Source organism: Arthrobacter sp. Sr24 (assembly GCF_054511175.1).
The window spans coordinates 78978-92201 of sequence record NZ_JBTNDB010000013.1 but is presented as its reverse complement, the minus strand read 5'-3'; the positions used below and the strand labels follow the sequence as shown (position 1 = coordinate 92201).

Annotated in this window: 14 protein-coding genes, 1 tRNA gene and 1 riboswitch; of the genes, 9 read left to right on the top strand and 6 right to left on the bottom strand. The window is 60.6% G+C overall.

What is annotated here, in order from left to right; genetic code table 11:
- The first annotated feature begins 130 nt into the window (after positions 1-130).
- From ACX80D_RS10535 to ACX80D_RS10520, 4 genes are all read left to right on the top strand, one after another.
- On the top strand, positions 131-1063 hold the full coding sequence (locus ACX80D_RS10535; protein WP_459322616.1) for an ROK family protein: 933 nt from the start codon (positions 131-133) through the stop codon (positions 1061-1063).
- Positions 1064-1092: 29 nt separating this feature from the next.
- Positions 1093-1779 (top strand): N-acetylmannosamine-6-phosphate 2-epimerase, encoded by a 687-nt coding sequence (locus ACX80D_RS10530; RefSeq protein ID WP_459322615.1) that lies wholly within the window; start codon positions 1093-1095, stop codon positions 1777-1779.
- A gap of 265 nt (positions 1780-2044) precedes the next feature.
- Positions 2045-2941, top strand: a complete 897-nt coding sequence (locus ACX80D_RS10525; RefSeq protein ID WP_459322614.1) for an ABC transporter ATP-binding protein — start codon at positions 2045-2047, stop codon at positions 2939-2941.
- Positions 2938-4974, top strand: a complete 2037-nt coding sequence (locus ACX80D_RS10520) for a YhgE/Pip family protein (protein ID WP_459322613.1) — start codon at positions 2938-2940, stop codon at positions 4972-4974. Before ACX80D_RS10525 ends, ACX80D_RS10520 begins: the two co-directional genes overlap by 4 nt.
- 13 nt (positions 4975-4987) lie before the next feature.
- Here the strand turns inward: ACX80D_RS10520 and ACX80D_RS10515 are convergent, their stop codons facing one another.
- The 4 genes from ACX80D_RS10515 to ACX80D_RS10500 form a co-directional block, all read right to left on the bottom strand.
- The gene (locus ACX80D_RS10515; protein WP_459322612.1) at positions 4988-5512 is read right to left on the bottom strand and encodes a SixA phosphatase family protein; all 525 of its coding nucleotides are present in this window, start codon (positions 5510-5512) and stop codon (positions 4988-4990) included.
- A gap of 80 nt (positions 5513-5592) precedes the next feature.
- On the bottom strand, positions 5593-6429 hold the full coding sequence (locus ACX80D_RS10510) for a winged helix-turn-helix domain-containing protein (protein ID WP_459322611.1): 837 nt from the start codon (positions 6427-6429) through the stop codon (positions 5593-5595).
- 717 nt (positions 6430-7146) lie between these two features.
- Positions 7147-8421 carry an MFS transporter gene (locus tag ACX80D_RS10505; RefSeq protein WP_459322610.1) on the bottom strand — a complete coding sequence of 425 codons (1275 nt, stop codon included), beginning with the start codon at positions 8419-8421 and terminating at the stop codon, positions 7147-7149.
- Positions 8421-8906, bottom strand: coding sequence for a MarR family winged helix-turn-helix transcriptional regulator (locus ACX80D_RS10500; RefSeq protein ID WP_459322609.1), 486 nt, complete (start codon positions 8904-8906; stop codon positions 8421-8423). Before ACX80D_RS10500 ends, ACX80D_RS10505 begins: the two co-directional genes overlap by 1 nt.
- 229 nt (positions 8907-9135) lie before the next feature.
- Positions 9136-9332, top strand: a riboswitch (cyclic di-AMP (ydaO/yuaA leader).
- 4 nt (positions 9333-9336) lie between these two features.
- Here ACX80D_RS10500 and ACX80D_RS10495 point away from each other — a divergent pair.
- Positions 9337-10101 (top strand): aggregation-promoting factor C-terminal-like domain-containing protein, encoded by a 765-nt coding sequence (locus ACX80D_RS10495; RefSeq protein ID WP_459322608.1) that lies wholly within the window; start codon positions 9337-9339, stop codon positions 10099-10101.
- Positions 10102-10208: 107 nt separating this feature from the next.
- Here the strand turns inward: ACX80D_RS10495 and upp are convergent, their stop codons facing one another.
- Positions 10209-10847 (bottom strand): uracil phosphoribosyltransferase, encoded by a 639-nt coding sequence (gene upp / locus ACX80D_RS10490; protein WP_459322607.1) that lies wholly within the window; start codon positions 10845-10847, stop codon positions 10209-10211.
- Positions 10848-10869: 22 nt separating this feature from the next.
- On the opposite strand from upp, the gene tadA reads away from it, so the two are divergent.
- The 3 genes from tadA (at position 10870) to ACX80D_RS10475 (ending at position 11869) form a co-directional block, all read left to right on the top strand.
- Positions 10870-11367 (top strand): tRNA adenosine(34) deaminase TadA, encoded by a 498-nt coding sequence (gene tadA / locus ACX80D_RS10485; RefSeq protein WP_459322606.1) that lies wholly within the window; start codon positions 10870-10872, stop codon positions 11365-11367.
- 192 nt (positions 11368-11559) lie between these two features.
- Positions 11560-11703 (top strand): hypothetical protein, encoded by a 144-nt coding sequence (locus ACX80D_RS10480; RefSeq protein WP_459322605.1) that lies wholly within the window; start codon positions 11560-11562, stop codon positions 11701-11703.
- Positions 11681-11869 carry a hypothetical protein gene (locus ACX80D_RS10475; RefSeq protein WP_459322604.1) on the top strand — a complete coding sequence of 63 codons (189 nt, stop codon included), beginning with the start codon at positions 11681-11683 and terminating at the stop codon, positions 11867-11869. Before ACX80D_RS10480 ends, ACX80D_RS10475 begins: the two co-directional genes overlap by 23 nt.
- Here the strand turns inward: ACX80D_RS10475 and ACX80D_RS10470 are convergent.
- Positions 11835-13031 (bottom strand): DNA glycosylase AlkZ-like family protein, encoded by a 1197-nt coding sequence (locus ACX80D_RS10470; RefSeq protein WP_459322603.1) that lies wholly within the window; start codon positions 13029-13031, stop codon positions 11835-11837. The genes ACX80D_RS10475 and ACX80D_RS10470 overlap by 35 nt on opposite strands.
- 92 nt (positions 13032-13123) lie before the next feature.
- Between ACX80D_RS10470 and ACX80D_RS10465 the strand changes: the two genes are divergently transcribed.
- Positions 13124-13213 (top strand) — tRNA-Ser (locus ACX80D_RS10465).
- The last annotated feature ends 11 nt before the right edge of the window (positions 13214-13224 follow it).

The following is a 13224-nucleotide window of genomic DNA, read 5'->3' as shown; positions in this document are numbered from 1 at the left end:
CCTCCTCTCCCCGCCCGGTTTCTTTGGTTTGTTTTGTCTTGTTCCCCTTGGGTGTGTGGTCCCAACTGCGGCCCCACACACCCGAGGGGCATTCTTTTTTGCCTGATTTTGACATTTATAAGGATCTTTCATGCGGTACGTAGTTGGTGTTGACCTGGGCGGAACCAAAACCGCTGCCGGAGTAGTGGCAGCGGATGGCTCAGTGTTGCTCACGGAGCAAATTCCTACTCTAAACCGCGACGGCGGCGAGGCCATTCTGGACGCCACAGCAGCTCTGATCCGCTCCCTCCAGGAACGCGCCGCCGCCCAGGGTGCCATCGTTGAGGCCGTGGGCGTTGGCTCTGCCGGGGTCATCAATGCCGCCGAAGGCACCGTCATTTCAGCCACGGACGCCATTCTGGGCTGGAGCGGAACCGCCATCACCGCAGGGCTGACGGCGCGGCTGGGACTACCGTCCGCCGTCGTCAATGATGTCCACGCCCACGCGCTCGGGGAGGCGTGGCATGGTGCGGGCCAGGGCGCCGCTACCTCCCTCATGGTGGCCTTTGGTACCGGTGTGGGCGGCAGCTTTGTCATCAACGGCCAGCCTGTGCTCGGCGCCCACTTTGTGGGTGGCCATGTGGGGCATTTCGCTTCCCCGCTAGCTGTTCATCGCGGCATTCCGCTACCGTGTTCGTGCGGCCACGAAGGCCACGTGGAAGCCATCGCTTCCGGCCCCGCCATCCACGCGGCCTACCTGCGCAGCGGCGGCAGCGCCGCTTTGCCTGACACCCGTGCAGTGTTTGACTCGGCGCGGGCAGGTGACGATCTAGCCTTGTCTGTGATCGCTATCGCTGCCGCTGCTGCTGGCCAGGCATTAGGTGGACTCATCAACATTCTGGACCCTGCTGTGGTGGTGGTGTCCGGAGGATTGGCCGACTCCGGCGAACTGTGGTGGGATGCCATGGAGGCGGCGCTGCGTGCGCAACTGCTGGCCCCCCTCGCTGCTGTTCCGGTGGTGCGGGCCAGCTTGGGCAACACGGCCGCCATTGTGGGCGCAGCTTCCTTAGTCCTAGACCACTAAACACGTTCTCCCTCTCCTAGGAGTCACTTATGACACTGAAAATGACCAACTTTGATGCGCTGAAGGGACAGCTTGTGGTGTCCGCCCAGGCTTACCCGGGTGAGGCCATGCGCGATCCGCGCACCATGGCTCAGATTGCCGCCTCGGCCGTAGTGGGCGGTGCTGCAGCCATCCGTGTCCAGGGCATTGCCGACATCCAATTTGCTCGCGCCGCCGTGGAGGTTCCCGTCATCGGGCTGTGGAAGGACGGCCACGACGGCGTCTTCATCACCCCCACATTGCGCCACGCACTGGCCTGTGCCAACGCCGGAGCTCACATTGTGGCAATTGACGGCACCCGCCGACCCCGCCCGGACGGCCTCACCTTGGCCGAAACCATTGCCGGGGTCCACGCCAACTCCAATTCCTTGGTCATGGCTGACTGCGGATCCTTCGAGGACGCCGTTGCTGCCGCGGAGGCCGGTGCCGATCTGATCGGCACCACCTTGGCTGGTTATTCGGGCGAACGTCCCAAGACAGAAGGCCCCGATTTGGAGCTCATCGCGCAGATCGCTGCCGCTAACTTGGGCAAGCCGCTCATTGCCGAAGGCCGCATCCACTCCCCCGCGCAGGCACGGGCAGCGCTCGACGCCGGCGCCTTCGCCGTGGTCGTTGGCACCGCCATCACGCATCCCTCCACCATCACCAGCTGGTTCAAGGCTGCCTTGGACGCCTAGCGCTCATTTCCAATCGCCTGCAATCGCCCGCAATCGCCCGCGCGAGCTAATTGCGCCGCACCACAAAATCGAGTGGGCAGTAGATGTTGATGTTTCCCAAAAACATCAACATCTACTGCCCACTCGATTTTTTTGGGCCCTCAGCTTTGGGCCCTCAGCACGGAAGAATCCGGCCAAGCGAGGATGAGCCTTACCACTTTTCTTTGTACTGACCAGTCAGTTCTGGTATTTTATTCCTGTCAGCCCCGCTTCGAAGGAGCACTCTATGCTCACTGCCCATCAGTTACACGTTGCAGGGAGACATCACACCCTGTTGCCCGCCACCACAGCGCTGGCACAGCGCGGAGAACTGTTACTCATTCAGGCTGATGGGCAGGAACGTCGCACTGCCCTGGCACTGACATTGACCGGGCGTATGAAGCCCTCCAGCGGATCAGTGGTGCTGGGCCACGACTCCTCCATGGCCGCTCTTCGCCGACGCAGCGCACTGGTCGATTCACCGGATGTAAACGCCCCTGAACACCACCTCACCACCCGGTCCCTGACTTCAGAGGATCTGGCCCTGGTGCCGCTAAGGTTCCGCGATCGCACCCGCCCTACAGCATGGCTTGTCAACCACGGATTCCGCGACATCCTCGACCAGTGGATCGAAGAGCTGGAACCCCATCGGCTCTTGCACCTCCAGCTGGAACTAGCCCTAGCCAACCGCGATGTGGAGCTGCTGGTCATTGATTCCCCCGACCGCCACACAGCAGATGTCTCCGCCTGGCTACCTCTACTGGAGGCCGCCGCGGCTGGTGAACTTGGCCGCGGCCCCGATGCTCACACCGATTCCCCGCCCCGCCCGTTGCTGGTGATTGGTGTGGTGGCTCGCCTCCCGGATGAGTGGGACGGACCCAGCACAATCGCTGGCAATGCCGCCTCCCAGGAACTTTTCGAACACAGCACCACAAAGCACGACGCCGATCAACCTCCTGCCGCCGCTACCGACGCCGCCGCTTCCGACGCAGCCGGGGATCCCGCAGCAGAAACCACAACCGGCGCGCTCCCCGAAGCGGCAGCTGAGCCATCCGGCGTCGAACATCCAGACACGGAAGAGCTCAGGAAAGCACCCCTGGCTACCGCATCCGAAACCGAAATCACGACCGAGGAAAAGCCATGACAGTGTTCCGCCTGGCCCTATCCGAGCTCAAACGCATGACCGGCGGGATCCTGCCGAAGCTGACCATCATTGCGCTGGTCATGGTGCCGCTGCTCTATGGCGCCGTGTATCTGTACGCGAACTGGGATCCGTACGGCAACCTCGATCAGCTCAAGGCCGCCGTGGTGGTTCAGGACGAGGGCGCCACCACCAAGGAAGGCAAGGAACTGACGGCCGGGAAGGATGTGGCGGATTCTCTCGTGGAGGGGCACAAGTTCGATTGGCAGCTCGTGGAGAACGCTGAAGATGCCCAAAACGGGGTACGGAGCGGGGAATTCGCGTTCGCGCTGACCATCCCCAAAGATTTTTCGGCAAATCTGGTCTCGCCGGAGAATTTTGATTCGGCCACTCAAGCCATGATGAGCGTGACCACCAACGATGCCAACAACTATTTGCTGACCTCGATCGTGGACAAGGTGGCCACGCAAGTCCATGACTCTGTGGCGCAGCAGGTGGGTGAGCAAACCGCCAATTCGTTGCTGACCGGGTACGGCACCATTCACGCCCAGCTGGTGAAGGCGGCCGACGGCGCGAAACAGTTAGCGGATGGCGCCGCGACCCTTGACACCGGGGTAGGGACGCTAAAAACCGGCAGTTCTGATCTGCTGACGGGCGCCGATTCGCTGGTGACTGGGCAGACGCAGCTGGTCACCGGGGCCAAGAAGTTGCAGGCTGGTGCCGTCGCCCTGGAGAAAGGGCTTGGACAGTTAGAGACTCAAACCGCTACGCTGCCCGATGACACTAAAGCACTCTCCGATGGTGCTGCCGCCGTCGCAGCCGGAAATGCCGCCCTGAACACGAAGGTTCAGAACGCCGCCGGAACCGCCGAAAAACTTGATGGCGCTGTCACTGCGGCCATCAATGACAAGCTCGCACAGCTCGTGAGCGATGGGGTCATCACCCCCGAACAGTCCATAGAAATTAACGATTCATTGAAAGCCAAGGCCGCGAGCCCGTCCATCACCGAGCTCAAGGATCAGCTCGCTGCCGATACCGCCGACATCCAAAAACTGGCCACCGGGTCTGCCGATCTTGCTGCTGGGGCTTCAAAACTCGCAGCTGCCACGCCGAAGCTGACTGGGGCGATTTCACAGGCCACGTCCGGTTCCAGCGAGCTCGCCACCGGGGCGGGAACCCTTGCCGACGGTCAAACCGCAGCCTTGGACGGCGCCACCCAACTGGCTGCGGGCGCTACAAAACTCGACACCGGCGTTAGCGATCTAAAGACCGGCTCCGGCAAACTCTCCACCGGAGCCGGCGAACTCGCCACGCAGCTGCGCAACGGCGCGGGGTCCATTCCGGATCCCAATGACAAGGACAAGCAGAACGCGGCAGGGGTCATTGCCGATCCCATCCGCGTCGATTCGGTCTCCCAAGCGCAGGCCGCCAACTACGGCTCAGGCTTGGCCCCGTTCTTCCTGGTCTTGGCCCTGTGGATTGGTGCGTTCATGCTGGTGCAGGCCATGCGTCCGCTGACGGTTCGGGCGTTGGCCTCCAACGCTCCATCGTGGAAGATTGCGTTGGGCGGCTGGTTGCCGTTCGCGGCTGTTTCCACAACGCAAGCCCTGCTGCTCTACGCGGTGGTGAAGTTTGGCCTGGGCCTAGAACCGAGCCATCCATGGCTGACACTGGGCTTGCTCCTGCTCGCATCCCTAGCGTTCACGGCCCTCATTCAGGGCATTGTGGCACTCATGGGAACGCCAGGGAAGTTCGTGGTGCTGATCTTGCTGGTCCTTCAACTGGTGTCCTCAGGCGGCACGTTCCCGTGGCAAACCACCCCGGAACCACTGCACATCACGCACCAGATCCTGCCCATGGGGCATGTGGTTGAAGGCATGCGGCACCTGATCTATGGCGCCGACCTTGCCCCACTACTGCCCATTGTCCTGGGATTGTTGGGCTATATGGTGCTGGGGCTGCTCCTGGCCTGGGCTGCCGTCACCAAGAAAAAAACCTGGACCCTGAAGACGCTGATGCCGGAGATCGAAGCGTAGTAGTACAGCTCACCTACGGCCGGGGCACCACAAAATTCTGCAGCAGGGCATCTTGTCCGTCCAGGCTGGCCCAGTCGCTGCTGTGCTCGAACACGGCAAAAGCGCTCGTGGGGAACCCCGACGCCAAATCCATATAGGCATCTTGATCAGAGTCCCGCGAAGCCAGCCGCAGCGCTAACTGCTGCACCCCCGGCATATGCGTGATCACCAGGAGCGTCCTGACGGTCTCCGGAACGTGATTGATGACCGAAAGCATAGACGTCGCCCCCGCCAGATACAGTGCCTGCTCCAGCTTAGGAGTGGGCGCCTCATCGGCCAGCTGCTGGCACACCCATGTGCAGGTTTGCCGGGTTCGCAGCGCCGATGAGACCAGGATGAAATCGGGCACCACTGCGTTCTCCACCATCCACTGGCCCGCCAACGGCGCCTCGTGGTGCCCGCGCTGTGCCAGGGGCCGGTCATGGTCTTCCACGTTCAGCGGAAAGGCCGCCTTGGAATGACGCATCAAGATCAGCCGTTTAATGTGGTGTTCGCTCATTCACTCAGTTTAGTGACAGTTAAAGCAGTACGACGGCGCCCGGCCCACCTGGGTGAGCAGAACGCCGTCGTACATGAAAATCAGATGGAGTATTCCGGGGCGGCCCAAACCACTACTTCGGGGTGCTCGTAGAAGCGGTAACCTTCGCCACGGACGGTGCGCACGGTGTTGGCGAGGCGGCCTAGCTTCGAGCGCAGTCGGCGAATGTGTACGTCAATGGTGCGCTCGTTCGGAACTTCGTCAGCGTTGGACCAGAGACCTTCGAGGAGTTCGTCGCGGCCCACGGTGCGGGTGCCGTTTTCCACGAGGTAGTTCAACAGTTCGAACTCCTTGAAGGTGAGATTCAAGGTGTCGCCGTCGAGGTGGACTTCACGACGGGCAAGATCGATCAGCACGCCGGTGGGGCGCTGTTCGGCGGGGGGAATGCGGACGGCTTCGGCGCGCTGGCGGCTGGCCACTGTGGGGTCTCCGAAGGTGGAGCGGACTACATCCAGCGCGGTTCCCACTGCATCTGAGGGAGCAATCGCCACTGCAGCATAGCTCTGCGCCTGCGGCACTAGACCCTGGGCATACGTCCGAATGTCTTGAGCAAGCTTGGCAAGTGAGGTTCCGGCAGCTGCCGCAGTGTCCTCATCCACGCCCACGTAAAGCACGAACCCGCGGGCCACATTATCGGGACTGACGCCACGGAGGCTATCCGAGCCGGCCCCTGCAATCACGGGCGTGGGAGCCGTCATGGGGTTGCTGTCTGTGGCCGGAACTGCGCGCAGACGAGCCGCGGCGTTGCCTGTGTCGGAACGGAATCCGAGGTGTTCGGGCTGTGCGCTGCGAGTTGAAGATCCCTGGCCGGTGTTGCGAGCAACAGCTTTGGCGGCATTGCGAACTGAGATGTGGACGTAACCAGATGCTACTGACATTGAACTACCTAGGTGTATGGCCGTGTGACTACGGCGCGAATGCTTCCTAATGGTTCTGCCCCTCCAGAACCATGTTGCCTTGTATTCCAAGGCCGACCCAAGGGCCAAGACTTATGCCTGCTAAGCCGTACATTGCTTCACATGTCATCTGCGGTGCTGCTATCGGCAGATGTTTGCAATGATTGCTCTGTGCGGCGATAAAGGCTGTGAGTTAGGCCTGCATTCGACAACCACGCATGAACCGTCCGGTGTCTCCTAGACGGATACTTGCTGTGGGTGCAGAACTTACTGAGTGGGTGTTCACACTTGCCAGTGTCCTACGTAACAAAGCGAACTTGCAAGTAACAAAGGCCCGATACGTCCAGCATGTGAGATTGTGATCCAATTTGTGAGCAAGCTAATATTGTTGCTTTGCTCTCATTTTCGGAGGAAATAACGGGATTGGCCAAATTATTACTTGTACATGCGCTGATAAGCATTGTTTAATTCGTCATTTTGATCATTTTTGGCAAAATAGTTTTCTCGCTCTTAAAGCACGTTCTAAACATCTCCCGCAAGTCACTCCCTGAACGCAGCTTCCTCCCAGAGTTTGACGCTAGGTGAACAGAAGTTTACGAACCAGTGAGGAATAGAGACATGTAGGCCAGCAGTTGAAGCGCCGGTCCCACGCGGGCCGGCACACACCCGCCGCCCCCTGATCCGGCAGCCCCAGGCCGGCTATCCGGCGGTACGGCGCAGGCCCAGCACGGGCCAATGCGGGCGCAGGCCCTTAATCTGGTCCCGCAGCCTGACGTTATTGCGCCGATTCATCAGGATCAAAGCAGCCAAGCCCGCAACGAGGGCAACAACCGCTGCCAGCCCCAAGGACCAGCGCGCCCCAAATTCAGTGGCAATCCAGCCCACCAGCGGAGCACCAATCGGCGTCCCGCCCTGCAAAACAACCATGTAGACAGCAAGTACCCGTCCCCGCATGGCCGCATCGGTGGATAATTGAATGGTGGTGTTGCAGGCATTCATGAACGTGAGCGAGGCGAGCCCCACGGGCACTAGAGCAATTGCATAAAGGACGTAGCTCGGCATGAAGGCAGCCACCGCCACGGTGATCCCGAAGCCAAGGGCGCCGCCAATGATGTACAGCATCCGTGTGTTCTTGCGGCGGGCAGCCAACAACGCCGCCCCCAACGTGCCAATCGCCATAACAGAGCCCAGCAGCCCGTACTCCCCCGGCCCCAAATCAAATACGGTGGTGGCCATGAGCGCGTTAGTGATCTGGAAGTTCATACCAAAGGTGCCCACTACGAACACCAGAACCATGATCATGAGCAGATCGGGCCGCTGCCGAATGTACACCAGCCCTTCACGAATCTGCCCCTTGGCGCGGGGCACATGCACCGCCGGGACGAGCTGATCGGCCCGCATCCGCCACAGGGAGAAAATGACTGCCGCAAAGCTGGCGGCGTTGATCAGGAAGGCCGGTCCCGTGCCAACCAGTGCGATCACCAGCCCGGCAACACCGGGGCCAGCCAGCCGGGCCAGGTTAAAGGAAGCGCTATTAAGTGCGACGGCGTTGGGCACGTCTTCTTTAGCGACCACTTCCGAGACAAACGCCTGCCGCGACGGAGCGTCAAAGGCGCTGGCAACTCCCAGGAGAAGCGCTAGTGCATAAACATGCCACAGTTGTACAGACCCTGTGACCACCAAGATTCCCAACAAAAGCGCACAGATTCCCATGGCCGACTGGGTGATCAGCAACAGTTTTCGTTTGTTAACCCGGTCTCCCAAGAGTCCGGCGTATGGGCCTATGAAAATAATGGGCAGAAATTGCAGGCCCGTCGTGATGCCCGCGGCCGTTCCTGAGTTATTGGTCAAGACCGTCAAGACCAACCAGTCTTGGGCCACGCGCTGCATCCACGTACCGATATTGGAGACCAATGCACCGGTCACCCAGAGCCTGTAGTTGCGCACCTTGAGCGCTCTAAACATTGAACTCATTAGGCGCTCATCTCCTGCAGGATCAAGGCCGCCTCGTGGAGCGTGTTCCGTTCCTGTGGCGTGAGTGCAGCAACTCGTTGCGCCAGCCACGCAGTGCGCAACGACCGGGCGTAGTCAAGGGCCGCACTGCCGGCAAGGGTAATACTGATCAGCACTTGGCGCTTGTCCTGGGGGTTTTCACTCCTGCTGACGAAATCAACTGCCACGAGGTCATTGACGATCCGAGTCATGGACGGCGCCTGAATTTGTTCCCGCGAAGCCAGCTGACCCACCGTCCGGGGCCCCTCCCCCAACCCCGCCAGAACCGAATATCTGCCTGGACTCAATTCCCCCGTCGCCGCTTCGGCCCGGAGCCGCCTGGAAGTTCGCATGATGGCCACTCGCAGTTCCGCGGCTAAGTAGCCCGGATCTTGAGCGGCGGAATTTGGGGCGCCGGTACCTGCCGTGACATCTGCAGCGGCCGGTTGGGTGGAATGTTCAGTCATGGATGCTCAGCTACCTAGCTACACAAGTTTCGTATCTTCTGCTTCAAACCCTAGATCGTTAGCAGTGCTAAGTAAATGTCATACTGGTCACTCGCGCTAGCACCAGCCAATAAAGTTGCCTACTACAATGCTCGTTACCAAAATGTGACATATGGTTTCGGTTCGGTTACTCTCGCTAGAGTGCCTCTTGAATCATTACCGGTTCTGGCATTAATGGATGGTTCGCCGAGCTCTGCCGCCACCCATTTCCCTCAAGATCCATGGCAGAGACGGGGGACCCAATCTTTCTGGGCCTTCCCATTATGGAAGCCCTTGGGGTTAAGCCAGCGCAACGTCAACAGGCAGTGAATTCTGCCTCTCGAGGATGCGTGGCCGGATTCTCTAGTCCGTTCCCGACAGCTCACCTCGCAGGCGTAGAGAGGCACCCCACATGTCTGCAGCACCCCAGCGCGGCCGTCGTCGCGCAGAACCAGCAAACCGGCCCTCATGTCGCGACCTGGCTACCGCTCACAAAGATAATGCCCGGAGTCATGCAGCCACACCGCGCGGCGTTGCTGCCGTCACCACCACCGCCAAATGCATGGCTGCTGTAGCCGTTGTCGGCGCTCTGATGGCTGCCGGATCGGTGGCTTCGGACACCCTGAACCCTGTGGCAGGTGCCACCGACACGAGCAATCTGGTCGCAGCCATTGATCAGGGTACGCCTGCTGTTGTCTCGGCACCGTCGGACGCAGCCATTAGCTTCTCCGGGATCAGCGTCAGCTCCAAGCCTTCCCCCGCAGCCACAGCTTCCACAGCTTCCACAGCTACGGTGAAACCTGAAGCCGATGCGGTCACGCCCGTGGCGAGCCCGGATGCAGCCCCGCTGACCCACCCCGTTGCCGTGGATAACCCCGCCGCAGCGAAGGCTTTCGCGGCCAGCCAGCTAGGTTCCCACGGTTGGGGTGCAGACCAGATGAACTGCCTGAACCTACTCTGGGAGCGCGAATCCAACTGGCGCACCACGGCCGAGAACGCCTCCAGCGGCGCCTACGGGATCGTCCAGTCGTTGCCAGCCAACAAAATGGAAAGCGTCGGATCCGACTGGGCCACCAACTATGAAACCCAGATCCTTTGGGGCCTGGGCTACATTGAGGGCCGTTACGGATCCCCCTGCGGCGCCTGGGGCCACTCCGAATCCGTGGGTTGGTACTAACGCAGCTACCGGGCCCGCCGCTTACGCAAAATGCCACCCTTTGACGTTATTGCCATAGTTCAAACCCTGGCAATGACGTCAAACGGTGGCATTTTTCAAAAGTTGGTTTAGTCCACGACGCCGTAGAGTCGGTCGCCGGCGTCGCCGAGACCCGGAACAATGTATGCGTTCTCGTCAAGGCCTTCGTCGATGGAGGCCAAAACTACGTGAACGTTATCGCGTCCGCCGTGGGCTGCTTCGAGCTTGGCGAGGCCTTCGGGGGCTGCCAGCAAGCAAATGCAGGTGATGTCCGCTGCGCCGCGATCGAACAGGAACTTGAACGCCTCAATGAGCGTTGAGCCGGTGGCCAGCATCGGGTCCAAAACGTACACCTGACGGCCGGTCAGGTCTTCAGGAAGACGCTCGGCGTAGGTGATGGCCTCGAGAGTTTCCTCATTGCGGGCCATACCCAAGAAGCCAACTTCAGCCGTGGGTAGAAGGCGGGTCATACCTTCGAGCATGCCCAGACCGGCGCGCAGAATCGGCACCACCAGCGGCGTCGGCTTCACCAAACCGGTGCCAACAGCACTGGTCACAGGCGTCTCGATGTTGACCGGCTCCACGCGTACTTCACGTGTTGCTTCATAGGCCAGCAGCGTGACGAGTTCTTCAGTCAGCTGACGAAAAACCGGTGACGGAGTGTTCTTGTCCCGCAGAACGGTCAATTTGTGGGCAATAAGCGGATGATCCGCAACGAATACGCGCATGAATAAAAGCTACCATTGAGCCGTGTCCAATTCCTCAAATTTACCTAGAATCGAGACCACTACCACGGCCTTACATGCCCAGTGGATGGGTATTGCCCTTGCACAGGCACAGCAAGCCCTGACGACGGCGGATGTGCCGATCGGCGCAGTCGTGCTTGGACCGGACGGTGAAGTTCTCGGTTTGGGGCGTAATGAGCGTGAAGCACATGGGGATCCCACAGCGCACGCAGAAGTCGTAGCGATCCGCGAAGCTGCCGCGAAATTGGGCGAATGGCGGCTGAGCAATTGCACGCTTGTGGTCACCTTAGAGCCTTGCACCATGTGCGCTGGAGCCATTGTGCTGGCACGTATTCCCAAGGTGGTTTTCGGTGCTTGGGACGAGAAAGCAGGAGCCGCAGGATCAGTCTTTGACGTGCTGCGCGAACGCCGACTCAACCATTGGGTGGAAGTCTTCCCCGGTGTGCGCGAGGAGGAATGCGCCGCGCTCCTGAAAGATTTCTTCGGCAGCCAGCGGCTGTGACGGCATAACGCATGAGATCCGCTGGATTTCTAGCGCCCCCGAACTCTCTGGTGCACCTACGCGGTTGTTCGTTCCGGTGTCATCGCACCAGTCCACGTTGTAAGGGTAAGCCGAGACCATTGCTTGGCCGGGGACGGCAGTTTCGGGGATGACGAGCTCGGAACTGAACGCGCCGGCGTCGTTCATGGGGGCTTGGAGCTCCAGAGTTTTGGTTCCCGAGGAATCCAAGACCTCAATGTGTATTTGGGCGGTGTCCCCGTACCGCGGATCGCAGGTGGCATCCTTGGCCTGAACGGTGAGGCTGTCGCCGGGCTTGGCAGCGACGGCGCTCAGTGAGAACGGCGGCGGCATGCAGCCCGAGCCCGTCGGCGCCGTCCCACGCGGCCCCGAACAGCCAGTGACGGACGCCCCCGTGACCAGCACTGCCGCAGATACCCCCGAAACCCGCGAACACATTTTGCGCATGGTCAAACTCGCTTTCCGTAGCCTGCTGCTGCGTTGAGGGCGTCGATCCTTTTCTGTCGGCTGGCGGGGGAATCCAAACTGTAGGAACGGAAATCTCCTAGGTCCTCGCGGATGAATGCCTCAACCTCCGCGATGCGCTGCTTGACGGCGGCCGTAGGTGTTTTGAATGTCCAGTGGGCAATGCGTTCCTGGCCGGGATCGTATTGCCACAGCCCAATGATCTGGCCCCGATCAACGATGGGATGATCCGGCAGATCCGGCTGCAACCCATTCCCATCGTTGAGAAGTGGCGATGCCTGATCCGCCGCATCGAGCGCGTCGGCAACATTGCGACGCAAAAGAAACAAGGAGTCCGTTCCGGCCAGCAGCTGGATTTGTTCCTCCGTTGGGACGGTAAACGCAGCGGCCGCGTCGATATCCGAAGGCAGCATCCACAACCCCGCCGGATCCACAATTGTGGACTCCACAGCCCCCACTGCTGCGAGCGCAGCCTTTGTTTGCGCCACTGTAAACGCGGTGAACCACTGGCTCTGTTTCAGCGTAGCTCCGCCGGTCCAGCCCAGATAGTTTTCCATGAGCTTTGCCCGCGCCTGTTCTGGAGTTTCCTGCGTAACGGGCAATCCCCAGGCAACATAGGCGTAACGCTGCTGGTTCAGACGGCCCTTGATGGGCACGCGGCGGATGCGCCCATCGGCCTGCAGCAGCCCAAGCACCGTGGGCAGCGTTGTGGAGGCACCTTTCTTTTTGCCCTCCTCGCCCAGACTGCGCACGGCATCACCGAGCTGGTCTTTGAGTTGTTTCGGATCCAGGGGACCGCCGGCGCTTTGGAGCACTTTCAGAGTCTTGTTTGCCAGCGCATCTACCTCAAAACGTTCGACGCCGAGCTTGTCTAACACTTTCACCGGCACCTGGGCCGCGTCTTGACCAAGGGACAGTGCCCAGGGGTAGTCGCGCTCCCCCAGTACATAGGTGCAGCCGCGCGCCGTCGGAAGTTCATGAATGCGCAGGGCCGCCACCTCGGCGTCAGCTTGCTCACGGCGGATGCCTGCGCGGGCGAAGAGTGTCAGGTAGGGGTTGGCGCCCCCAATGGAGCGTGCCCAGCCGCCTGTGGCCAAGACATCCGCGGCGTTGCTGCCCGCAAGAGATCCGTCGAGACCTTGTTTATGCCAGCTATAGGCACGCTGCGTTGCACTGTCCATGAGGCCATCTTGCCCTATCCATTCACGATTTGTTCGGGGCTGAGGAAGCTCATTTTTGTTGTACGGCTTTGACCCGGTAAGGTTGACGCGTTGGTGACGTGTCCGAGCGGCCGAAGGTGCAACACTCGAAATGTTGTTCAGGTGAGAGCCTGACGTGGGTTCAAATCCCACCGTCACCGCCAATTAGCAAGGC